We start from the raw sequence: 20,769 nt of genomic DNA, 5'->3' as shown, positions 1-20,769 counted from the left end.
CAGCCCTTCCCTTACCGGTCCACGGCCTTCGGTCTTCGGCCGGCCGAGACCGAGGCGGTTGCCCGACCGGTCCGGCGCGTTCTCCGACACGGTACCGGTGTGACGGCCCGGGGGGTCGTCACACCCGAGTCACGGGGACACGTCGGTATCTGATTGCAGTAGTGGTCGGAGTCTCTATCGGTGTGATTGCGGGCCATGGCTCACTTCTTGACCACGGCTTCCATCATTGCCTTGGCGATCGGAGCGGCGAGGCTGCTGCCGCTGACCTCGTTGCGCTCGGCGTCACTGTCCTCCACCACGACCGCGACGGCGACCTTCTTGCCGTCGGCGCCCTTGGCGTAGGAGACGAACCACGCGTAGGGCGGCTCGCTGTTCTTGACGCCGCGCTGCGCCGTGCCGGTCTTGCCACCGACGGTGACCCCGGGAATCTTGGCCGCCTTGCCGGTGCCGTTCTCGACGACGCCCTTCATCATGTCCTGGAGCATCTGCGCGACCTCGGGGGTGACGGCCTGGCTTGCCACCTCCGGCTGGGTCTTCTCGAGCACCGAGAGGTTCTGCGCGCGCAACTCGTCCACGAGGTAGGGCTTCATCACCTTGCCGTTGTTGACGATCCCGGCAACGACCATGGCCATCTGCATCGGGGTCGAGGCCACGCTGTCCTGGCCGATCGACGAGCGCATCAGCTGGCCCTGGTCCAGCCCGGTGGGGAACACGCTGGGGGCGACCCGGCTCGGGATGTCGAGCGGGTTCTGGTTGGCGCCCTTGCCGAAGTTGTTGAAGCCGAACGCGTCGGCCTGGGCCTTCACCTTCTCCTGGGACAACTGCTGACCGACGCTGGCGAACACGGTGTTGCAGGACATCTCGAGTGCCGCTTGCAACGTCGCGCCGGCGCACTCGCCGTGCGAGTCCGGGAGGAACTGGTTCGAGTTCGGGTAGAACAGCTTGCCCCCCTGGAGCGGCACGTTCGGCACGGTGTCCGGCTTGAACTGACCCGAGGACAGCGCCGCCGCGGCGGTGACCAGCTTGAAGGTCGAGCCGGGTGCGTAGGTGTACCGGATCGCCCGGTTGTCCATCGGCTTCTTCGGGTCGAAGTTGGTGTCCGGGGTCTTGCGCGTCTTGTCCGTGTCCAGGGTGAGCCCGTCGTACGCCTTCGCGGCCGCGTTGCGGTCGTTCTGGGCGAGCACGTTCGGGTCGTAGGACGGCGTGCTGACCATCGCGAGCACCTTGCCGGTGTCGGGGTCGATCGCGACCGCGGCGCCGGTCTTGCCGTCGAGGCCGTTGAACGCGGCCTCCTGTGCCTTGGCGTTGATCGTCAGCGCGACGTTGCCGCCCCGGGTGCCCTTGTTCGTCACGGTGTCGAGCACCTTGCGGACGAACAGCCGGCTGTCCTTGCCGCTGAGGATGTCGTCGTCGAGCTTCTCGAGCAGGTTGCTGCCGACGTAGGGCGAGATGTAGCCGGTGATCGGCGCGTACATCGGGCCGAACTCGTACTTGCGGAGGTACTCGTACTGCCGGTTGTCGGTCTTGACCGAGCTGGTGATCGGCTTGCCCTCGACCAGGAAGTCGCCGCGCGGGTGGGAGTACTTCTCGTACGCCGCGCGTCTGTTGTTGCCGTTGTTCGCGTAGTCGTCGGCCTTGACGACCTGGACCCAGTTGGCCCGAAGCATCAGCGCCGCGACCAGGATCAGGCAGAAGACGGAGACCCGCCTCAAAGGCTTGTTCACGGTATGTCCCTCCCCTGGGCGTGCGTTGCGGCGGCCGTCACGGGTGCTGCCCGCCGGGGCCGCTCTGGCCCGGTGGGCCGTATGGCGTTCCGCCGCCGGGGTTCGGCGGGGGAACGAATGGTCTGGGTGGCGTCGGAGATCCGCCCGAGGACGGTGGCCCGCCGGGTGCGCTCGGCACCCCGCCCGCCACGGTCAGCGCCTCGGGAGAGGCGGAGCCGTCGGCCGGCGTCGAACTCGGTGGCGGCGGGGTGGAGCCGGCCGCGGGCGTGGCGCTCCGGCCCGAGGCATGCGAGCCGCGTCTGGGCGCGACACCCTCGCTCGGATCGAAGGCGCCGGCCGGAGGCGCCGGCCGGCGGGCCGTATCGCTGATCCGGATCAGGATCGCGACCAGGGCCCAGTTGGTGATCACGGACGAACCACCCTGCGCCAGGAAGGGCATCGTCATACCGGTGAGCGGGATCAGTCCGGTGACGCCGCCCGCCACGATGAAGACCTGGAGCGCGAGCGCGATCGACAGGCCCGCCGCCAGCAGCTTGCCGAACGGATCGCGAGCGGCCAACGCGGTCCGCAGACCGCGTTCGATCAGCAGCGCGTACACCATGAAAATGGCCATCATTCCGGCGAGACCCAGCTCTTCACCGACGGTGGTGAGGATGAAGTCGCTGCGCGCCGCGAAACCGATCTCGGTGGGGTGACCCTGGTTGAGGCCGGTACCGAGCAGCCCACCGGTGCCGTAGCCGAACAGCGCCTGTGCCAGCTGTTGCGACTTCCCGGGGGCGGGGTTCGTGTACGCGTCCATCGGGTCCATCCAGGCCGCGACCCGGTCGTGCACGTGCGGTTCGAGCGTGCCGACCACAACCGCGCCGGCAACGGCCATCACGACGCCGAACAGCAGCCAACTGGTGCGCTCGGTCGCGACGTAGAGCATCACCACGAAGACGCCGAAGAACAACAGCGAGGTACCGAGGTCGCGTTCGAAGACCAGGATCAGGATGCTGAGCAACCAGACCACGATGATCGGGCCCATGTCCCGGCCACGCGGGAAGTACAGACCCATCACCTTGCGGCTGGCCAGCGCCAGCGCGTCGCGCTTGGCCATCAGGTAGCCCGCGAAGAAGATGGTGATCACGATCTTGGTGAACTCGCCGGGCTGGATCGAGAACGGTCCGAGCCGGATCCAGATCTTGGCGCCGTAGGTGTCACCCGGGAACGGGATGGGGGACACCAACAGCACCAGGGCCAACGCCATGAACGTGTAGGTGTAGCGCTGAAGCAGACGGTGGTCGCGCAAAGCGACCACCACGACCGCGAACAGCGCGACACCGATCGCCGAGTACATCAGCTGGGACCCGGCCGCCGCGGTGCCCTTGACGTTGTTGGGAAGACCGACTCCCTGGATGATGTCCAGGTCGAGCCGATTGATGAACATCAGGCCCATGCCGTTGAGGAACGTGGCCAACGGCAGCAGCAGCGGGTCGGCGTAGGGCGCGAACTTGCGCACCAGCAGGTGTGCGAGGCCCGCGAAGACGCCGAGGCCGAGCCCGTACTTGACCAGGCTCCCCACCGGCAGTGACCCGTCCCCCGCCAGTCCCACGTTGGCATAAGCCAGCATCGGCACCAGAACCGCGAATCCGAGCATCATCAACTCGGTGTTGCGGCGATTCGGTGCGGCTTGGGGGGTGATCGTCGTGTTGCTCACGGCGCTCCCCTCAGTTCGTTCCGGTGGTTCCGGGCGGTCGCGGATAGCACTGCTTGGCCAGGTCGGCCTCTTCGGCGGAGAGCCCCGACCCGGGCGCCTCCGGCACGGTGGCCGGCGGCGGCGAACTCGGCGGTGCCGAACTCGCCGGTGCGGTCGGGCTCGTGGCCGAGGTGCCTCTGCCCTTGGACCCGGGGTCGGCCGTCGACGAGCTTCGAGTGCTTCGCGATGCGGTGGTCGGGGTGTGCTTGGCGACCGGTGCGTTGCTCTGCAGCGCGGCCGGGAAGCCCGGGTTCTGCTGCGGGAACGAGTCCACGCTGCCCGCGGGCTGGCCGCCCGGCACCCCCTCGACCGCCTTCTTCGCGTCGTCCGCCGCATACGTCCTGCGACACACGTCGGCCTGCCGCTTGAGCCGGTCGATGGTGTGCCGGGCCTCGGTCAGGCTGGCCGCGTCGAGCGTGCTGTTGACCGCGTCGCGATTGGTCTGGCCGATCATCGTGAGCTTCAGGTCGTCGTAGCTCTGGTAGGTGCTCGCGAGGTTGAGGCCCAGGATCTTCGAGTCGATGCCCCGGTAGATCGCGACGTGGTCTCCTTTGTCGGCCACGAAGTACTGCGTCTGCGTCCAGTAGTACGCGCCGCCGAGCGCGGCCACGAGCACCGCGACCCCGCCCCAGATCGGCAGCGTCCTGCGCAGTGTGGACTTCGGCTTGGGCTTGCGCCGACTGCCCGGCTCGGAGACCAGCGACTCGGTCTCGTACTCGCCGGCGGTCAACTCGCGGGCCCGGGACGCGGGTGTGGTCGGCAGTGTCGTGGTGTCGTCCACGACGCTGGCCACCGCGCCGACCACGATCGGGCTGTCGGAGGGCTGATCGGCCGGATCCACCACGTCCGCGACGATGCAGGTGATGTTGTCGGGGCCGCCGCCGCGCAGCGCGAGCTGGATCAGCTCCTGCACCGCGTCGCCGGGGTTGCCGTAGGTCAGGAGGGTGGCCTCCATCGTCTCCCGACTGACCACCCCCGACAGGCCGTCGCTGCAGATCAGATAACGATCGCCGGGCCGGGCCTCGCGCACCGAAAGGTCCGGCTCGACGTGGCCGCGCCCGTCCAGGGCACGCATCAGCAGCGAGCGCTGCGGATGGTGGTCGGCTTCCTCCTCGGTGATGCGGCCCTCGTCGACCAGGCGCTGCACCCAGGTGTGGTCCTGGGTGATCTGCTCCAGGGCGCCGTCACGCAGGAGGTAGGCACGGGAGTCGCCGATGTGGGCGAGGCCGAGTCGGCTCCCCGTCCACAACAGCGCGGTCAACGTGGTCCCCATGCCCTCGAGCTGGGGGTCGTCGTCGACCATCACACGCAGTCGGTCGTTGGCGCGATCGACCGCCGAACGCAGCGCGTCCAGCAGGTCGGCTCCGGGCACGTCCTCGTCGAGTTCGACGATGGTGGACAGGACTTCGGAGCTGGCGACTTCGCCCGCTGCCTGCCCGCCCATGCCGTCGGCGACCGCGAGCAGGCGAGGACCGGCGTAGCCGGAGTCCTCGTTGCCTTCTCGGATCATGCCCTTGTGGGATCCGGCGGCGAAGCGGAGAGAGAGGCTCATTCAGGCTACCTGCGCAGCTCGATAACGGTCTTGCCGATACGGATCGGCGCTCCGAGCGGCACGGGGGTCGGACCGGTCAGGCGCGTACGGTCCAAGTAGGTACCGTTCGTCGACCCGAGGTCTTCGACCACCCAGCTGCCGTCGGGCGCAGGGTAGATGCGGGCGTGCCGACTCGACGCGTAGTCGTCGTCGAGCACGATGGTCGAATCGTGGGCCCGGCCGATGGTGATCTGCTGGTCCGTCAGATTTATCGTCGTGCCGGTCAGCGAGCCTTCGGTGATCACCAGCTTGCTGGGATTGTTGCGCTGGCCGCGGCGGGGCCGGGCCTGCTGCCGCTGCGGGGGCGGGGCCGGCTGCGCCTGCTGAGGCGGAGCGGCACCTCCCGCGGAGGCGGGCGCGGCGGTTCTGCGCCGCGCGGGTCGTTGGGTCACGCGTGTGCCGAAGAGGTCGCTACGGATCACCTGTACGGCGACGATCACGAACAACCACAGCACAGCGAGGAAACCCAACCGCATAACGGTGAGGGTCAGCTCAGACATGCGCCCGTTGTCACCCCTCGGCTTGGCGGAACACGACAGTGGTGCTGCCGAGCACGATGCGCGATCCGTCGCGCAGACCGGCACGCTGACAGTGCTGGCCGTCGACGACGATCCCGTTGGTCGAACCGAGGTCCGTGATCGACGCCGGAGCGCCGATGCGGATCTCGGCGTGGTGCCGCGAGACGCTCGGATCGTCCACGCGAACTTCCACATCGGTGCTGCGGCCCAACTTCACGACCGGGGCAGTGAGCTCGTGACGCACCCCGTTGACCTCCAGCCAGGTACGCAGCCGTGGTGCCGGCGGCGGATTCTGACCGTAGGCCGCCTGCTCCCCCGGCTGCGGCCGGGCAGGCGTCGGCGTTCCCGGGGTTCCGGGCGGGCCGAAGGGCGGTGGCGCGGGCACCCCGGGCGGGGGTGGCCCGCCGGGTCGACCGTATCCATAACCCTGAGGTGGCTGCTCCGGTTGCGGCCCCCCGCCCGGGAAGGGCGGTTGTTGTGGGGGCTGTTGTTCGAGGTGTGACTGACTGCCCGCGAGTGCCTGACTGCGCACACGGTACAGACCCGTGTCCAAGTCGTCGGCATGCTCGAAGTGGACCTCCACCGGACCGATGAAGGAATAGCGCTGTTGTTGCGCGTAGTCCCGCACCACGGTCGCCAGCTCGCCGCCGAGTTGCTGCACGTACGGGCTCAGGCGCTCATAGTCGTGTTGGCCGAGCTCGACGACGAAGTCGTTCGGGACCATGGTTCGGTCGCGGTTCCAGATCGTCGCGTTGTTGTCGCACTCGCGCTTGAGCGCGCTGGCGATCTCGACGGGCTGGACATCCGACTTGAACGCCTTGGCGAAGGCGCCGTTGACCAGGCCCTCAAGCCGTTGCTCGAACTTTTTCAGGGGACCCACGGGCACCTCCTTCCGTACGCGATCGGCCGGTCCGGTCCTACAGTCTGCTCACTGATCGTATCCACGCGTGGGAAACGGGCGCGGTTCCCTACCGTGGCCACTGTAAGGAGTGTTGGCTTTCACAGGGATTCCTACACCCTGTCGTCCCCTCCGTGGCTCGCTTGCAGTAGTTGTCCCGCGACCGTGTGCGTGATCGGGGTCGAAGCCCGTTCACCGTACGGTGCAGGGCAAGCATGCCGGAGAGGTGGGGGTCGTGGGGATCCCGGTCCACAAAGATGAACCGTTGGTTGCTCTGGGTGGCCATACGGATGCTCATGGTGTGAGCGGTGGGGCCTGCGGGTATGGATTCGTATCGGACCTTGAGCCCGTGCTAATCTTTGATTGCTCGCGCGGGTGGCGGAATAGGCAGACGCGCTGGATTCAGGTTCCAGTGCCCGAAAGGGCGTGGGGGTTCAACTCCCCCCTCGCGCACCGAGCAAAGGCCCCAGGTCATCGACCTGGGGCCTTTCTGTATCTCCGGCCGGTGTGCCCGGCCGGGTCGTGGTGGGCCGTGCGCTTGATCCGGGGAGGGTCGGTACATGTCGGGGACTTCGGCGGGGCGGGAATTCATCGTTCCGGGTTTTCGGGACAGGTCGGACGTGGCGTCGAAGGCGCTGGGCAAGGGGTTGCGCGAGCGGGTGTCGCGGAGCGCGCACGCGGGCTTCGATCCGGCGGTGGATCGGCCCGACGTGGTGGAGAGTGTCGAGCGGGCCAACATCGGGCGGCTCGATCATCTGGTGCCGTTGCGGATCGGACGGATGGCGGCCTCGCCGTTCGCGTTCCTGCGCGGCTCGGCCGGGTTGATGGCTGCCGATCTCGCGACGCAGCCGGTCACCGGATTGACCGGGCAGATCTGCGGTGACGCGCACGCGGGGAACTTCGGGGTGTTCGGCACCGCCGAGGGTCGGCTGGTGATGGACCTCAACGACTTCGACGAGACCGTGCAGGGACCGTGGGAGTGGGACCTCAAACGACTGACCGCCTCGCTCGTGGTGGCCGGTCGGGTCGGCGGCCTGGACGCGGACGCGTGTCGCCGGGCCGCCTACGACGCCGCTGCCTCCTACCGCAAGACGATGACGGTGCTGGCCCGGATGCCGGTGTTGCAGGCGTGGCACGCGATCGCCGACGAGTCGCTGGTGGCGCACGCGGACGCGGCCGAGTTGTCCGGCCTGCTGGCCCAGGTCACCGCGAAGGCCCGACGCAACACCAGTGCCCGGTTCGCGGCCAAGTCGACCCGGCGGCGCTCCGACGGCACCTGGCACTTCGTTCCGGAGCCGCCGGTGCTCACCGCGGTGGACGACGCGCTCGCCCATGCGGTGGCGGCCGGCCTGGAGAGCTATGTGGACACGCTCTCCACCGAGCGCCGGCCGCTGTTGGCCCGGTTCGCGGTCGAGGACGTGGCGTTTCGGGTGGTGGGCACGGGCAGTGTCGGCACCCGGGCCTACGTGGTGCTGTTGCTGGGCAACGGCGACGAGCCGTTGGTGCTCCAGGTGAAGGAGGCGCGGCCCTCGGCACTCGCGCCGTATCTGCCGCCCGCGCACGTCGAGCACGAGGGGCGCCGGGTCGTGGTGGGCCAGAAGTGGATGCAGGCCGGCACCGACTCGCTGCTCGGGTGGACCTCGATCGACGGGCGCGCGTACATGGTGCGCCGGTTCCGCAACATGAAGGGGAGCATCGACCCGAGCGTGCTGCCCGCACACGAGATAGACGACTACGCCCGGATGACCGGCGCGCTGTTGGCCCGCGCGCACAGTCACTCGGTGGACCCCAAGGTGCTCGCGGGCTACTGCGGCAAGAGCGACCGGCTGGACGACGCGTTCGCCCGCTTCGCGGTGAGCTACGCGGACCGCACCGAGGCCGACCACGAACAACTGCTCGCGGCCGTGCGGTCGGGGCGGCTGCCGGCCGAGACCGGGGTCTGACCCCGGGCGCGCGGCGCACCACCTCGTGCGCGTCGCCGCGCACGAGGGTTTGGTGATCCACGCGCCATCGGGGTCGCCGGCGTGAGCGCGGCCGTCGCCTGGAGGTGCGGGTCGGTACGACGGTGGTTCAGGGGATCCGTGGGGACGAGCAGGACCTCGGGTGTGCCTTCCCAGGGGGATGGAGTGGGAAGGACGGTATCGCGTGGGCATGCCGGATGAAGGGTGGACCCTTCATCCGGCCGTGCGCCCTATGACTGCTTCATCGATGCGATGGACGCTCGCGTGAACTCGATGAGGTGCTTGCGCCGGTTCGCCCGGGCCTCCTCGGATTCCGAGTCGGCCCCGAGCAGTACCCGCGACATCTGCGGCATCGTCTGTTGCCAGGCGGCGACGCCGATGAGCGAGAAGAGCAGCTGGGCCACGTCGGGTGAGGGCTTCACGCCGAGATGATCGGCGAACTCCTGAAGTTTCGCGGCGTAGCTCGTGACTCGCCGCTCCTCGTCCGGAACCGGGTCGTGGCCGTAGTACAACGCCTCCCACACCAGCAGCCGGAGCAGCTCCGGGCGGGCGCAGTAGAAGTCGTAGACCTGGGCGATGTACTCGGCCGGGTCGTCGTTGGGCATCGTGACGACCGTGTTGAGCTCCTGGAGCGACTCCGTCAGCACGTGCTGGAAGAGCTGCTCCTTGTTGCCGAAGTACGCGTAGATGCGCTCCTTGTTCACCCCGGCGCGCAGGGCGATGCGGTCGACGCGGGCGCCGGCGATGCCGTGCTCGGCGAACTCCGCGCGGGCGGCGTCGAGAAGTTTGGCTCGGGTGCGTGCGGTGTCGGGCGGCATGGCTGGATCTTATCCCCTCTAGCCAACTGCTTTGTTGGATCGACTGGCCAGGGACGGCCTGACCATGCTGCCCTACCACATAGGCTGCTGGGGGGTGTTGCGAGTGATTTGATCTTCAAAGTCCGGCAGACGCGCCCGCCGGCCGGTGTCGCGCGGGAACAGAACAGCACACAAGGGACGTGATGGACGAGGTCAGCGCGCCGACCCCCTGGTCGGACCCCGAAATCGCCGAGTTGGAACAACAGGTCGCCGCCGCGGAGACCGCGCTGCTCGACGACGAAGTCGATGTGACGACCCTTCAGGTCGAGCTGGACAACCTGGCGATCGTGCACCACCGCCGGCTGGGACCGCTGTACGAGCGGCTCGACGAGCTGGACGCACTGATCGCGGAGGCGATCGCGGCGCACACCGGCGATCCGGCGGACATCCGGCGCGCGGTCGAGTTGCGTGGTGTGGTCACGGACATGCCGGACCTCGACTCGCTGCTGGGTGCCCTCGACGGCGCGGGCGAGGCGGCGGGCGGCATGGGCGAGTCGGCCGACGAGCCGATGCCGGTACCGGAGGTGCATCGGGTCAGCCCCGGTGCCGAGGCGCGCAAGCTCTTTCGTGAGCTGGCCCGCCGGGCGCACCCGGACCTGGTCCAGGATCCCGAGGAGAAGCAGCGCCGCGGCACCTTCATCGCCCGGGTGAACGCCGCCTACGCGCGCGGCGACGTGACCGAGTTGCTGGCCCTCGGTACGGAATGGGCCACCTCCCCGGAGGGCGCGATCGGTCCGGACGCGGAGAGTCGGGGGCAGTGGCTGCGCAGCCGGCTGGCCTGGCTCACCCACCGGCGGGCCGAGCTGGCCGGCCTGCGTGATCAGCTGATGGAGGGCGCGATGGGGCAACTGCTCCAGCTCGCCCCGAACGACCCGGACGGGCTGCTCGAGCACCTGGCCGATCAGCTTCTGCACGACATCGCGGAGAAGGAGAAGGTGCTCGGCACGCTCGTCGATCCCTGACCGCGAGCCCGGCTGAAAGCGCGGTACCCGCTCCCGGGCCGGCCGGATGGGCGTCGGTCGGCCCGGGAGGTTGCGGTGCGCCCTGCCCGCCCATCCTGCCTCCCGGGCCGCCCATAGCCGTCATTTCGGCCGCGTGTCGTGCGGACCGATCGGGCGGTTCGCTCTTTCGAGGCACGTGTGTGCGGCGTCGATGACCGACAATGTGCGATGAGCGCGGCCGGACGGGTTCCGGACGCCTGACCTCACCGGAGACTCGATGCACCTGTCGCCCCCGCCCGCCGTGCCCGCCGCCGCGGTCCCTGACGACGCCTTCGTCCTGGACGTACGGGAGGTGCACGAATGGGACGCCGGTCATGTGGCCGGTGCCCGGCACATCCCGATGAGCACGCTCTTGGAACGGATCGACGAGGTCCCGCACGACACGCGGGTCTACGTGATGTGCCGCGTCGGCGGCCGGTCCGCCCAGGTCACCCACTATCTGGGGCAGCAGGGCTGGGACGCGATCAACGTCGACGGCGGGATGTTGGCGTGGGAGGCCGCCGGCCGGCCCATGGTGAGCGAGACGCAGACCGCTCCCGCGGTGGTGTGACCCCCGGGCCGGCTGCGGGTCGGCTCAGGACCGGCGTTCCGCGATGAACACCGCGGTCGCCTCGGCGGTCACCTCGCCGGCGGCGCGGATCTCACCGGTCGCGAAGCTCTTGCGGCCTTCACGGCCGGTCCAGCGGCCGGTCAGCTCCAGCGGCACGTCGTAGGGCGTGGCCCGGCGATAGCGGATGTCCAGCCCGGCGGTCAGCCCGGGCGCCCCGGCCGCGGACGCGGCGACGCCCAGCAACTGGTCGAGCACGACCGCCACGATCCCGCCGTGCGCCCGGGCGGGCGGCCCGCCGTGGGCCGCGGTCAGCGTGCAGTGGGCGCGGATCTCCACCGATTCCGGGTCGGCCGCCGCGTCCGGCCTCGGCTCGACCTCCTCGAAGACCAGCCTGGGCGCCTGCGGGTTGAGCCGACCCGAGCCCATCTGGGTCAGGTGCTCCAGCCGGCCGTTCGGATAGCGGATCAGCGACACCGCCTGCGGGCGTCGGGCGGCGCCCAGCAGCGCGGTCAGCTCCGCGACGCGTCGGGCCGCGTCCGCGCGCACCGCCGCGTCCACGTCCGTCCACACCACCGCCTCGACCAGATCCCGTACCCGGTCCGCGAGCTCCAGCGCCTCCGCGGTCACGCTGGAGGGTCCGGGCAGCGTGCCGGCCATCAGCTCGGCGAGGGCGGTGGCCGAGGCCGGCGGCAGCGGCCTGGTGTTCGAGTTCATACCCGTACCTCCGTGACACTTTTCTTGATCTTGCCAAGAATGCGGGCAAAGAATATGACGGTGCATCAGATCTAACGGTCTATCAGATCCGGCTCGACCGGATCTCGGTGAGGGAGTGCGGCATGGTGACGATCGCGGAACTCGTCCATCACCAGTGGGGCGACCAACGGACCGGGCTCCACTTCGAGGATCGGACCTGGACGCACCACGAACTCGCCCGAGCCGCCGCCGCCCGGGCGGCACTGCTCACCGAGCTGCTGCCGCGCGGCGCCGAGCCGCACGTGGGCGTCCTGCTCGACAATGTGCCCGAGTTCCCGCACTGGCTCTCCGGCGCGGCGGTGGCGGGCGCCACCCTCGTGGGGGTGAACTCCACGCGACGCGGCGCGGAGTTGGCCCGCGACATCACGCACGCCGAGTGCCAGGTGATCGTCACCGAGCGAGCGCACCTGCCGCTGCTGGAGGGGCTCGACCTGGGCATCCCGGCGGAGCGGATCCTGGTGGTCGACGACCCCGCGTACGACGAACTGCTGCTCCCGTACACGGACGCGACGCTGCCCGCCCTGGTCGCTGATCCCGCGGACCGCCTGTTGATCGTGTTCACCTCCGGCTCCACCGGCGCGCCCAAGGGTGTGGTGTGCTCGCAGGGCCGGTTGGCCGGCGCCGGGACGGTGTTGTCCGAGCAGTTCGGCTTCGGGCCGGACGACGTCAACTACATCTGCATGCCCATGTTCCACGGCAACGCGTTGATGGCGAACTGGTCGCCGGCGCTGCGGGCGGGCGGGGCGGTCGCGTTGCGCCGGCGGTTCTCGGCGTCCGCGTTCCTGCCCGACATCCGTCGCTACAACGCCTCCTACTTCACCTACGTGGGCCGGGCGATCTCCTATCTGCTCGCCACCCCGGAGCGGCCCGACGATCGGGACAACCCGCTGCGTGCCGGGTTCGGCACCGAGGCCGGTGCGGTGGACATGGCGCGCTTCGAGGCCCGGTTCGGATGTGCGCTCACCGAGGGGTACGGCTCCTCGGAGGGCGGGATGAGCGTCAACTGGCGGCCGGGCACGCCCGCGGGCGCCGTCGGGCCGTGTCCCGAGCACGCCGCCGTGCTCGATCCGGCGACCGGCGAGGAGTGTGCCCGGGCCGAGTTCGACGCGGCGGGCCGGCTCGTCAACGGGGACGCGGCGATCGGGGAGTTGGTCAACACCGGGCGCAACGGGTTCGAGGGGTACTGGCGCAACGAGGAGGCGTCGGCGGCCCGGGCGCGCGACGGGCAGTACTGGACGGGCGACCACTTCTACCGGGACGCGGCCGGATACCTCTACTTCGCCGCCCGCGCGGACGACAAGCTGCGGGTGGACGGCGAGAACCTGGCGGTGGCCGGCATCGAGGGCATCCTCGCTCGCTTCGCGCCGTTCGAGGTCGTGGTCGTGTACGGGGTGCCGGACCCGGTGACCGGGGACCAGGTGATGGCGTGCGTGCAGATACGCGAGGGCGCCGGGTTCGACCCGCGGGAGTTCGCCGCGTTCATGGCCGAGCAGCCGGACCTGGGCACCAAGATGGCGCCGATGTTCGTGCGGGTGGTGGACGAGGTGCCCACCACCGCGACCAACAAGGTGCACAAGGTCGGCCTGCGGCGCGCGGGCTTTCGGGCGGCCGGGCAGGTGTGGTGGCGGCCCGAGCGCGGCGCGGCGTACCGGCTGCTCGACGACGCGGGGCGGGAGGAACTGCTCGGCCGCTACCGGGCGCACGACCGCGAGGGCGTGCTGGACCTGTGAGCCGGGCGTGAGGTGCGGCCCCGGCTTTGGCATGTCCGCACCCCCGTGCCGGACATGGCCGCGGAATCGGGGCCGCACCGGCCTCAGAGTAGAACACGTTCTATGGTCACGGAAACCGCCCCTACCGTGTGGTTGGCCACGGTTTCGGTACGTCCGGCGGACCGGACCCGGTAGCGTGCCGGCAGCACGGGTCCGGACCGGCGGACCCATCGACCACGGGAGAGGCATGCAGTCGCCTGACGACGCGGCGGCCGGGCAACCGGCGGATCGGTCGAAGCCCGGCTCCGAGGCCGGTGCGACGGTGGGCGCCTCGACCGCCGACACGACGGCGGACCGGGCCCCGGCACCGGATCCGGATCGGTCATCGGCCCGGATCCCGGCACAGGCGGGGGAACGCGCCCCCGTCGACACACCGATCGACACGGCGGTGCCCGCGGACGAGCGGCGCTCGACGGCGGTGCGTTCGATCTCCGCGCTGTTCGCCGTGGTCGCGATCCTGGTGACCCTGGTCCATGTGTTCTTCGTGTTCCTGCACGTCGCGCCCGGCAACGCGGTGAGCGGGGACTACCGCAAGCAGACCGGCACCTGGATCTACCCGTACTTCGAGCAGAACTGGGCGCTGTTCGCGCCCAATCCGATGTCGGAGAACTTCCGCCTCCAGGCCCAGTCGCGGATGCGCAACGCGGACGGCACCGTCGTCGAGTCCGGCTGGTCCGACCTGACCGGGGACGACCTGGACCACATCCGAGGCAACCTGTATCCCAGCAAGGCCGACCAGAACATGATCCGGCGCGCGTGGTCGAGCTACACCGACGCGCACGACGCCAAGGACGAGTCGGCGATCGGCACGCGCGGCCCGCTGACCCAGCGCTACCTGCGCCGGATCGTGGTGCACCGCTTCCAGGACGCGGGCGCGAACCGCACACTCGAATCCGTCCGGATCCGGGTCGCGACCAAGCCGATCGGCAAGCCGGACGCGAAGACCGAGCCGGAAACCTCGTACCGCACGCTCGGCTGGTGGGAGACGAAGCCCGATGACTTCCGCTGAGCCGCAGCCGCGCGTCGCGGCGAGTGCGTATCGCCGGATGGAGGACGCCGTCGGCGGGTGGCTGGTGAACGCCCTCGACACCGTCAGCACTCGTACCTTCGCCGTGCACCAGGCGGCCCTGTTGCGGATCGGCTACGGCCTGGTCTTCCTGGTCGGCCTGATCCGCGAGTACTTCAACCGCCGGGAGATCTGGGGCGACCAGTCGGCCTGGTCGCCGGACATGGCCCGGGAGTTGCTGGACGGCATCGGCGGGGTGAGCCTGCTCCTGGAGAGCAACTCGCGCCTGTGGTTCGAGGGCATCTACATCGCGGCGATCGTGATCAGCGCGCTGTTCGTGCTCGGGTGGCACACCCGGGCGATGAGCATCCTGTTCGCGATCATGGTCGTGTCCTTCAACAGCCGGTCCATCCTGATGACCGACGGCGGCGACACCGTCCTGCTGCTGATGTCGATCTACCTGGCCTTCACCGCGTGCGGACGGGTGTGGTCGCTGGACGCGCGCCGGGCCAGGCGCACCGGCATCCGCCCCGGCACCGGCCCCGGACACGAGGTCGGCGTGCTGGTCGCACTGATCGCGATGGTCACGCTCGGCACCACCTGCCGAGGCGACTCGTGGTCCCCCGATCCCGAGTTCTCCTTCGCGTTCGTCTGCCGCTGGATCTGGATCCCCGGGATCGCGGTCGCCTTCGGCGCGCTGTGGCGACTACCGCGCCAGGTCGAGCAGGTACGCGCCGGTCTGGTGACCGTCGTGCACAACTGCGCGCTGTTCGTTATCGCCGCCGAGGTGTGCTTCATCTACGGCGCGGCCGGGCTGTACAAGGTGCAGGGCTCGTACTGGCAGGACGGCACGGCCATGCACTACGTGCTGAACCTGGAGTACTTCGCGCCGTGGCCCGGGCTCAGCCACATGCTCGGCGAGAACGCCGAGATGGGCGTGCTGTTGGCCTACCTCACGGTGTTCGTCCAGGTCGGCTTCGTGTTCATGCTCTTCGCCAAGCGGGTCAAGTACGTCGCGATCGTGATCCTGCTCGGCATGCACTTCGGCATCGCGATCATGCTGGGCCTGCCCGCGTTCTCCGCGTCCATGTCGGTGGGCGACGCGCTGTTCCTGCCCACCGCGTTCCTGATCTGGACCCGAACGCGGGTCGTCACCCGCCTGACGGCTCGACTGCGCCGCGGGCCGGCCGCGGCGAAACCGGCACCCGCGGGCGGCGCCGAGCCGCCCGCGCCGGGCACGTCCGACGGACTCGAGGGAGTGGCCTCGGCCTCGGGCCGGGTCTGATCCGGCCGTACCGCGGGGTCCCGGCGCCGGGCGGCGCACGCCGCCACCGGGCGTCCGGGGCCCCGATCGACAGGTCCTACGCTGCTGTCATGAATCCCCACGAGACGCAGACCCTCGCGCTGTGGCGGGCCGCCTCGCCCGGGGCGGTGCTGCTCGACGGCTTCCACGCCGTCAAGCACGCGGTGCGGTTCGGCGCCGAGATCGAACTCGTGGTGACCACCGACCGGGCGGCCGTCCGGGCCCTGGCCGACGAACTCGCGGCCGACGTGGGCGGCTACCTGGAGGAGACCGCGCGGGAGGTGTCCGAGCCGTTCCTGCGCGACCTGGTTCCGCGCGCCGGCCCGACCGGGGTGGTGGCGCTCGCCGCCCGCCCCGAGCCCGAGCCGACGCGGGCCCGCACCGCGCCGATCGTGCTCCTGGAGAACCCGCGCAACCTGGGTAACGTCGGGGCCGTGGTGCGGCTGGCCGCCGGATTCGGCGTCGCCGCCGTGATGACCACCGGAGACCTGGACCCGTGGCACCCGCACGTGGTCCGGGGCAGCGCGGGGCTGCACTTCGCGACCACGGTCGCGAAGGTGACCCCGGACACGTTGCCGGACGGACCGATCTTCGTGCTCGACCCGGAGGGCGCCGACCTGCGCACCACCGAGATCCCGGACGACGCGATCCTGGCGTTCGGCACCGAGCGACACGGCGTCTCGGCGGCGCTGCGCGCGCGTGCCGACCGGCTCGTGGCCATCCCGATGCGGCCCAAGGTGTCCAGCTACAACCTCGCGACCAGCGTCGGGATGACGCTCTTCCGCTGGTCCACGACCTCCGCGAACGCACCGACGTGAGCGGCTACGACGCGGTCGTCCTGGCCGGTGGCGCGGCCCGCCGGTTGGCCGGCGCCGACAAGCCGGGCCTGCTCGTGGCGGGCGTCTCGCTGCTCGACCGGGTGCTCGCCGCAGTCGCCGGGGCCGAGCGGATCGTGGTCGCCGGGCCGCGCCGAGCCACCGGGCGCGAAGTGGAGTGGGTACGCGAGGATCCGCCCGGCGGCGGTCCGGTGGCGGCGCTGGCCGCCGCGCTGCCGCTGGTCCGGGCCGAGGTGGTCGTGCTGCTCGCCGCCGACCTGCCGTTCGTGCCGGCCGAGTTGATCGAGCGTCTGGTGGCCGTGCTGGACGAGGAGCCCGCGCCGGCCGGCGCGGTCGCGGTCGACGCGGACGGGCGCGATCAGTATCTGCTCGCCGCCTATCGCACCGCCGCCCTGCGAGCCGGCGTCGCGACCCTGGCCGAACCGGTCGGAGCACCGCTGCGCCGGGTGATCGAGCCGCTCGCGCCGCGCCGGATCCGGGCCGATCCCGACGCCGTGTTCGACTGCGACACCTGGGCGGATGTGCGCGAGGCGCACACACGGTCGGGGAGGATGGACACAGCCCCGAAGAGGAGAGACATGACTGGCTTGGAAGAGTGGACCGAAGCGGTCAAGCAGGAACTGGGCATCGAGCTGGACGTGGACATCGCGGCGCTGCTGGACATGACCCGGGTGGCGGCGCACAACGTACAGCGACCGGCCGCGCCGCTCACCTCCTTCCTGGTCGGTTACGCGGCGGCGAGCCGGGGCGGCGGCGCGGCGGCGGTGGCCCAGGCGCTGCGCCAGGCACAGGACCTCGCCGAGCGCCGCGGCACGGGCTCCGAGCCGGGCGCCTGATGACCCCTCGGGAGAGTCGGACCATGGCGCGTGCCGAGCCGCACCCGCAGCAGGCACTGGGCTGGCCCGAGGCCCGCGCCACCGCCCGCGCGGCCGGGCGAGCGCTGCCCGCGGTCTCCCGCACCCTGCACCACGCGCGCGATCACGTGCTGGCCCGCCCCCTTGTCGCGCTCACCGACCTGCCCTCCTTCGACACCTCGGCGATGGACGGGTGGGCGGTCGCCGGACCCGGGCCGTGGCGGGTGCGCGGGCGGCTGCTGGCGGGCGAGGCGGGCGCGGAGATCGGCGTGATGCGCGACGGGGACGCGGTCGAGATCGCCACCGGCGCGCGGGTCCCGCGCGGGGCCACCGCCGTGCTGCGCAGCGAACAGAGCCGGGTCGAGGGCCGCACGCTGTTCGGTGACGTGCACATCCAGCAGGGCACCGACATCCGCGCGTGCGGCCAGGAGTGCCGCCGCGGCGACGAGTTGTTGCCGGCCGGCACCACGGTCACCCCCGGGGTCACCGGGCTGGCCGCCGCCTCCGGCTACGACGAACTCGTGGTGGTCGACCGGCCCCGGGTGGAACTCCTGGTACTGGGCGACGAGTTGCTCGAAGCGGGGCTGCCCCGGGACGGTCGGATCCGGGACGCGCTCGGCCCGCTGATCACGCCGTGGCTGCGTACGCTCGGCGCCGACCTGCTGCGGGTTCGCCGGGTGGGGGACAACCTGGACACGCTGCGCGCACACGTGCTCGCGTCCCGCGCCGACGTGGTGATCACCACCGGCGGCACCGCCGACGGTCCGCGCGATCACGTGCACCGACTGCTCACCGATCTGGAGGCGGACGTCCTGGTGGACGGCGTCGCGGTGCGCCCGGGGCATCCGATGCTGCTCGCCCACCTGCCCGGCGAGCGCCCCGGCGCCGGCCGCTACCTGGTCGGCCTGCCCGGCAACCCGCTGGCCGCGGTGGCCGGCATGCTCACCCTCGCGGTGCCGCTGCTGCGCCGGCTCTCCGGCCGCCCGGAACCGCGCCCGCGCCGGATCCGGGTCGGCGCCGACATCGCCGGCCATCCGTGCGACACCCGCCTGGTGCCGATGCGCGCGGATCGCCCGCTGGCCTTCTCCGGCCCGGCGATGTTGCGCGGACTCGCGGTCGCCGACGGCATCGCGGTGGTGCCGCCGGGCGGCGTGCGTGCGGGTGATCGGGTCGAGGTGCTGGGAGCGCCGCGATGAAGACCGTGCGCTTTCCCGACGACCGGCCGGCCGATCGTCGCGGCCCGCGCGGCGCGCTCGCCCGGCCGCTGCCGGCGCTGAAGAAGCGCACCGACGGACCGGCGGGCCTGGCCGGTCAGGCGGGCGCGACCGTACACATCCCCAAGGACCGACCCGGCCCGCTGATGCAGGTGTTGCGCCGGTTCGGGATGGCGCTGCTGGTCATGGCGGTCACCATCCTGGTCGTCTACCTCGATCGGGACGGCTACCGCGACGCGGTGGACGAGCACGTCTCACTGCTCGACGCGATCTACTACGCGACGGTCACCCTGTCCACGACCGGTTACGGCGACATCACCCCCGCCAGTGACGGCGCCCGCCTGGTGAACGTCCTGCTGATCACCCCGCTGCGGGTGATCTTCCTGATCATCCTGGTCGGCACGACCCTCGAGGTGCTCACCGAGCGCACGCGGGAGCAGTTGCGGCTCAACCGTTGGAGGTCCACGTTGCGCGACCACACGATCCTGGTCGGCTACGGCACGACCGGGTACAGCGCGGTGCACACGCTGATGGCGCAGGGGATCGCCCGCGAGAGCATCGTGGTCGTCGACTCCGACCCCGAGGCGGTGGGCGAGGCGAGCGACGACGACAAGCTCGTGGTGGTCGCCGGCGACGCGACCCGCGCCGAGGTGCTGCGCCGGGCCGAGGTGGAACGGGCGCGGAACATCATCGTCTCGGTCAACCGGGACGACACCGCCGCCCTGGTCACGCTCACCGCGCGGCAGTTGAATCGACGGGCCTGGATCGTGGTCGCGGTCCGCGAGGACGAGAACGCGCCGCTGATCCGGCAGAGCGGGGCCGACTCGGTGGTGACCACCGCGAGCGCCGCGGGCCGACTGCTCGGGGTCTCCATGCTGAGTCCGAACGTCGGCGAGGTGATGGAGGACCTCATGCACTACGGCGAGGGTATGGACCTGGTCGAGCGGCCGATCGACAAGCGCGAGGCGGGCAAGTCGCCGAGCGAATGCGGTGATCTGGTGGTGGCCGTGGTGCGCGGACACCGTACGTTGCGGCACGATGACCCCGAGGCGGCGGTGCTGGGCGCGGGTGACCGACTTGTGGTGATCAAATCGCACAAACCGCAGCCGAAGACGGGCGACTCATAGGCTGGGTGCCATGTACGCGATCACGATTGCCGAGCCGGGCGGACCCGAGGTACTGAGCTGGACCGAGGTCCCGGACGAGAAACCCGAACCCGGCGAGGTGCTGGTGGAGGTGGCCGCGTCGGCGGTCAATCGGGCCGACCTGATGCAGCGCCAGGGGTTCTACCATCCGCCCCCGGGCGCGTCGGCCTATCCGGGCCTGGAGGCGTCCGGCCTGATCGTCGAGGTCGGTGCGGGAGTGTCCGGCTGGGCGGTCGGCGACCGGGTGTGCGCGCTGCTCGCGGGCGGCGGCTATGCCGAGCGGGTCCGGGTGCCCACCGGCCAACTGCTGCCCGTGCCCGAGGGAATGGACCTGGTGACGGCCGCGGCGCTGCCCGAGGTGGTGTGCACGGTCTGGTCGAATGTGTTCATGGTCGCCCATCTGCGCAAGGGCGAGACCTTCCTGGTGCACGGCGGCGCCGGCGGCATCGGCACGATGGCGATCCAGTTGGCCTCGGCCGCAGGCGCCCGGGTGTTCACCACCGCGGGCTCGGCGGCCAAGCTGGCGCGCTGTCGCGAACTGGGTGCCGACGTCACGATCAACTATCGGGACGAGGACTTCGTGGCCCGGGTCCGCGAGGCCACCGACGGGGCCGGGGTGGATGTGATCCTGGACAACATGGGCGCCAAGTATCTCGATCGCAACGTGGACGCGCTCGCGGTCAACGGCCGACTCGTGGTGATCGGCCTGCAGGGCGGCGTCCGGGGCGAACTGGACCTCAACAAGCTGCTGACGAAGCGGGCCGCGATCGCCGCGACCTCGCTGCGGGGCCGGCCGACGACGGAGAAGTCCGCGATCGTGGCGGCCGTACGCGAGCACGTGTGGCCGCTCCTGGACGCGGGGCGGATCCGGCCGATCGTCGATCGGGTGATGCCGGTGGCCGAGGCGGCCGACGCGCACCGCGTGGTCGAGGAGAGCGGACACATCGGCAAGGTGCTGTTGAAGGTGCGCTGACGCGCCGGGCGCGGGCGCGGTGCTCGGTCCGGCCTGCCGCCGGACGAATGAAAATCGGATGACCATCCCGGTGAGACG

The 20,769-nt window shown here is 70.7% G+C and carries 18 protein-coding genes and 1 tRNA gene; 12 read left to right on the top strand and 7 right to left on the bottom strand.

Annotated elements, in window-relative coordinates; genetic code table 11:
- Window positions 1-200: 200 nt before the first annotated feature.
- Genes A3IC_RS0147615 through A3IC_RS0147595 form a run of 5 tightly spaced genes read right to left on the bottom strand, consistent with a single transcriptional unit; the run spans window position 201 to window position 6,451 of the window.
- Window positions 201-1,724 (bottom strand): peptidoglycan D,D-transpeptidase FtsI family protein, encoded by a 1,524-nt coding sequence (locus A3IC_RS0147615; protein ID WP_026219583.1) that lies wholly within the window; start codon window positions 1,722-1,724, stop codon window positions 201-203.
- Window positions 1,725-1,761: 37 nt separating this feature from the next.
- Window positions 1,762-3,423: an FtsW/RodA/SpoVE family cell cycle protein gene (locus A3IC_RS60810; RefSeq protein ID WP_020557114.1), complete on the bottom strand. Its 1,662-nt coding sequence runs from the start codon at window positions 3,421-3,423 to the stop codon at window positions 1,762-1,764.
- A 10-nt stretch (window positions 3,424-3,433) separates the two neighbouring features.
- Window positions 3,434-5,014 carry a PP2C family protein-serine/threonine phosphatase gene (locus tag A3IC_RS0147605; RefSeq protein WP_020557113.1) on the bottom strand — a complete coding sequence of 527 codons (1,581 nt, stop codon included), beginning with the start codon at window positions 5,012-5,014 and terminating at the stop codon, window positions 3,434-3,436.
- A gap of 5 nt (window positions 5,015-5,019) precedes the next feature.
- A complete protein-coding gene (locus A3IC_RS0147600) occupies window positions 5,020-5,553 on the bottom strand; it encodes an FHA domain-containing protein FhaB/FipA (RefSeq protein ID WP_026219582.1) in 534 nt (177 codons plus the stop codon).
- A gap of 10 nt (window positions 5,554-5,563) precedes the next feature.
- Entirely contained in the window at window positions 5,564-6,451 is an 888-nt protein-coding gene (locus A3IC_RS0147595) for an FHA domain-containing protein (RefSeq protein ID WP_020557111.1), read from the bottom strand.
- Window positions 6,452-6,838: 387 nt separating this feature from the next.
- Between A3IC_RS0147595 and A3IC_RS0147590 the strand changes: the two genes are divergently transcribed.
- Both A3IC_RS0147590 and A3IC_RS0147585 read left to right on the top strand, forming a co-directional pair.
- A tRNA-Leu gene (locus A3IC_RS0147590) sits at window positions 6,839-6,922 on the top strand.
- A gap of 107 nt (window positions 6,923-7,029) precedes the next feature.
- Complete coding sequence (locus A3IC_RS0147585; protein ID WP_079027162.1) at window positions 7,030-8,412, top strand: DUF2252 domain-containing protein; 1,383 nt, start codon at window positions 7,030-7,032, stop codon at window positions 8,410-8,412.
- 248 nt (window positions 8,413-8,660) lie between these two features.
- Here the strand turns inward: A3IC_RS0147585 and A3IC_RS0147580 are convergent, their stop codons facing one another.
- A complete protein-coding gene (locus tag A3IC_RS0147580) occupies window positions 8,661-9,248 on the bottom strand; it encodes a TetR/AcrR family transcriptional regulator (RefSeq protein WP_020557109.1) in 588 nt (195 codons plus the stop codon).
- 182 nt (window positions 9,249-9,430) lie between these two features.
- On the opposite strand from A3IC_RS0147580, the gene A3IC_RS0147575 reads away from it, so the two are divergent.
- Window positions 9,431-10,249, top strand: coding sequence for a hypothetical protein (locus A3IC_RS0147575; protein WP_040878631.1), 819 nt, complete (start codon window positions 9,431-9,433; stop codon window positions 10,247-10,249).
- A gap of 256 nt (window positions 10,250-10,505) precedes the next feature.
- The gene (locus A3IC_RS0147570; RefSeq protein ID WP_020557107.1) at window positions 10,506-10,838 is read left to right on the top strand and encodes a rhodanese-like domain-containing protein; all 333 of its coding nucleotides are present in this window, start codon (window positions 10,506-10,508) and stop codon (window positions 10,836-10,838) included.
- A 24-nt stretch (window positions 10,839-10,862) separates the two neighbouring features.
- Here A3IC_RS0147570 and A3IC_RS0147565 read toward each other — a convergent pair whose 3' ends face one another.
- Window positions 10,863-11,552 (bottom strand): PaaI family thioesterase, encoded by a 690-nt coding sequence (locus tag A3IC_RS0147565; RefSeq protein ID WP_020557106.1) that lies wholly within the window; start codon window positions 11,550-11,552, stop codon window positions 10,863-10,865.
- Between the two features lie 122 nt (window positions 11,553-11,674).
- On the opposite strand from A3IC_RS0147565, the gene A3IC_RS0147560 reads away from it, so the two are divergent.
- The 8 genes from A3IC_RS0147560 (at window position 11,675) to A3IC_RS0147525 (ending at window position 20,691) form a co-directional block, all read left to right on the top strand.
- Window positions 11,675-13,321: an AMP-binding protein gene (locus tag A3IC_RS0147560; RefSeq protein WP_020557105.1), complete on the top strand. Its 1,647-nt coding sequence runs from the start codon at window positions 11,675-11,677 to the stop codon at window positions 13,319-13,321.
- A 226-nt stretch (window positions 13,322-13,547) separates the two neighbouring features.
- Window positions 13,548-14,369: a DUF5819 family protein gene (locus tag A3IC_RS60805; RefSeq protein WP_020557104.1), complete on the top strand. Its 822-nt coding sequence runs from the start codon at window positions 13,548-13,550 to the stop codon at window positions 14,367-14,369.
- A complete protein-coding gene (locus A3IC_RS60800) occupies window positions 14,356-15,651 on the top strand; it encodes an HTTM domain-containing protein (RefSeq protein ID WP_052174127.1) in 1,296 nt (431 codons plus the stop codon). Before A3IC_RS60805 ends, A3IC_RS60800 begins: the two co-directional genes overlap by 14 nt.
- Before the next feature lie 89 nt (window positions 15,652-15,740).
- On the top strand, window positions 15,741-16,487 hold the full coding sequence (locus A3IC_RS0147545) for a TrmH family RNA methyltransferase (RefSeq protein WP_020557102.1): 747 nt from the start codon (window positions 15,741-15,743) through the stop codon (window positions 16,485-16,487).
- On the top strand, window positions 16,484-17,341 hold the full coding sequence (locus tag A3IC_RS0147540; protein ID WP_020557101.1) for an NTP transferase domain-containing protein: 858 nt from the start codon (window positions 16,484-16,486) through the stop codon (window positions 17,339-17,341). The genes A3IC_RS0147545 and A3IC_RS0147540 overlap by 4 nt, the downstream gene beginning before the upstream one ends.
- Window positions 17,342-17,364: 23 nt before the next feature.
- On the top strand, window positions 17,365-18,555 hold the full coding sequence (locus tag A3IC_RS0147535) for a molybdopterin molybdotransferase MoeA (protein WP_020557100.1): 1,191 nt from the start codon (window positions 17,365-17,367) through the stop codon (window positions 18,553-18,555).
- Window positions 18,552-19,700: a potassium channel family protein gene (locus A3IC_RS0147530; protein WP_020557099.1), complete on the top strand. Its 1,149-nt coding sequence runs from the start codon at window positions 18,552-18,554 to the stop codon at window positions 19,698-19,700. The genes A3IC_RS0147535 and A3IC_RS0147530 overlap by 4 nt, the downstream gene beginning before the upstream one ends.
- A gap of 10 nt (window positions 19,701-19,710) precedes the next feature.
- Entirely contained in the window at window positions 19,711-20,691 is a 981-nt protein-coding gene (locus A3IC_RS0147525; RefSeq protein WP_020557098.1) for an NAD(P)H-quinone oxidoreductase, read from the top strand.
- Window positions 20,692-20,769: the final 78 nt, after the last annotated feature.

Origin of the sequence: Embleya scabrispora DSM 41855, assembly GCF_000372745.1 — a bacterium.
In the GTDB taxonomy this organism is placed as follows: domain Bacteria; phylum Actinomycetota; class Actinomycetes; order Streptomycetales; family Streptomycetaceae; genus Embleya; species Embleya scabrispora.
The sequence above is the reverse complement of the archived record's forward strand: the minus strand, read 5'-3'. Positions and strand labels throughout refer to the sequence as shown.

Bases quoted from the DNA above. Each gene is read 5' to 3' on its own strand.
- A3IC_RS0147600 (WP_026219582.1), bottom strand. From the start codon at position 5,553: ATGTCTGAGCTGACCCTCACCGTTATGCGGTTGGGTTTCCTCGCTGTG.
- A3IC_RS0147580 (WP_020557109.1), bottom strand. From the start codon at position 9,248: ATGCCGCCCGACACCGCACGCACCCGAGCCAAACTTCTCGACGCCGCC.
- A3IC_RS0147565 (WP_020557106.1), bottom strand. From the start codon at position 11,552: ATGAACTCGAACACCAGGCCGCTGCCGCCGGCCTCGGCCACCGCCCTC.
- A3IC_RS0147545 (WP_020557102.1), top strand. From the start codon at position 15,741: ATGAATCCCCACGAGACGCAGACCCTCGCGCTGTGGCGGGCCGCCTCG.
- A3IC_RS0147560 (WP_020557105.1), top strand. From the start codon at position 11,675: ATGGTGACGATCGCGGAACTCGTCCATCACCAGTGGGGCGACCAACGG.
- A3IC_RS60800 (WP_052174127.1), top strand. From the start codon at position 14,356: ATGACTTCCGCTGAGCCGCAGCCGCGCGTCGCGGCGAGTGCGTATCGC.
- A3IC_RS60805 (WP_020557104.1), top strand. From the start codon at position 13,548: ATGCAGTCGCCTGACGACGCGGCGGCCGGGCAACCGGCGGATCGGTCG.
- A3IC_RS0147535 (WP_020557100.1), top strand. From the start codon at position 17,365: ATGGCGCGTGCCGAGCCGCACCCGCAGCAGGCACTGGGCTGGCCCGAG.
- A3IC_RS0147570 (WP_020557107.1), top strand. From the start codon at position 10,506: ATGCACCTGTCGCCCCCGCCCGCCGTGCCCGCCGCCGCGGTCCCTGAC.
- A3IC_RS0147585 (WP_079027162.1), top strand. From the start codon at position 7,030: ATGTCGGGGACTTCGGCGGGGCGGGAATTCATCGTTCCGGGTTTTCGG.
- A3IC_RS0147530 (WP_020557099.1), top strand. From the start codon at position 18,552: ATGAAGACCGTGCGCTTTCCCGACGACCGGCCGGCCGATCGTCGCGGC.
- A3IC_RS0147575 (WP_040878631.1), top strand. From the start codon at position 9,431: ATGGACGAGGTCAGCGCGCCGACCCCCTGGTCGGACCCCGAAATCGCC.
- A3IC_RS0147605 (WP_020557113.1), bottom strand. From the start codon at position 5,014: ATGAGCCTCTCTCTCCGCTTCGCCGCCGGATCCCACAAGGGCATGATC.
- A3IC_RS0147525 (WP_020557098.1), top strand. From the start codon at position 19,711: ATGTACGCGATCACGATTGCCGAGCCGGGCGGACCCGAGGTACTGAGC.